The organism is Mycobacterium sp. E3247, assembly GCF_001667785.1.
Lineage (GTDB): Bacteria > Actinomycetota > Actinomycetes > Mycobacteriales > Mycobacteriaceae > Mycobacterium.
Genome location: NZ_LZJG01000428.1, coordinates 1 through 786, shown reverse-complemented (window position 1 = coordinate 786; position 786 = coordinate 1). Strand labels below are relative to the sequence as shown.

Here is a 786-nt window from a genome sequence, read left to right as displayed (position 1 = left end):
CCGCGAAGCGCTGACCGCTCATGCGGTGGCCGCCGCTCCGGTGGATCAAGTGCTGGACATGCTGAGCAGCTCGGCCGACGGTCTGTCCAGCGCCGAGGCCGCGGCACGCTTGGCACAGCACGGCCCCAACGCAATCCGCACCCACCGGGTCAGCGCCTGGGCGGTGCTGGCGCGCCAGCTGAACAACGCGGTGCTGATCTTGCTGGCTTTCACCGCCGTGCTGTCGTATTTCCTCGGCGACCACACCCAAGCCTTGATCATCGGCGTGATCCTGAGCGCCAGCATCGGACTGGGGTTCTTCAACGAGTACCGGGCCGAGCAGGCCGCGGCTGCGCTGCATTCCCGCATACGCCACACCGCGATCGTTCGGCGCGACGGGAATTTTGTCGATGTCGACGTCCGGGATCTCGTCCCCGGGGACGTCATCCGGCTCTCCCTTGGGCAGGCGGTGCCCGCGGACGTGCGATTGATCCAGACGGCAGCGTTGGAATGCGACGAGGGCATCCTGTCCGGGGAATCCACCGGCTCGGAGAAGTCACCGACGCCGGTGGGAACCGACGTCGCGCTGACCGACATGACCGATGTGGCGTTCATGGGCACGATCGTGAGCGCGGGCGAAGGCTTGGCCGTCGTGTATGCCACCGGAAATCGCGCCGAATTCGGCCGGATCGCTTCGGGTTTGGACGAGCATCCGCCCGAAACCGGTTTCCAGGTCGGGCTGCGCCGGTTCTCCTACCTGCTGCTGCAGGTCGCCGTCGCGCTGATGGTGATCATCTTGATCAGCAA

General features: G+C 66.3%; 1 protein-coding gene. It reads left to right on the top strand.

Features of this window, described 5'->3' with window-relative positions; genetic code table 11:
- Nucleotides 1–10: 10 nt before the first annotated feature.
- The coding region (locus tag A9X04_RS22000; RefSeq protein ID WP_197509291.1) for a cation-transporting P-type ATPase at nt 11–786 on the top strand (776 nt) is incomplete at its 3' end.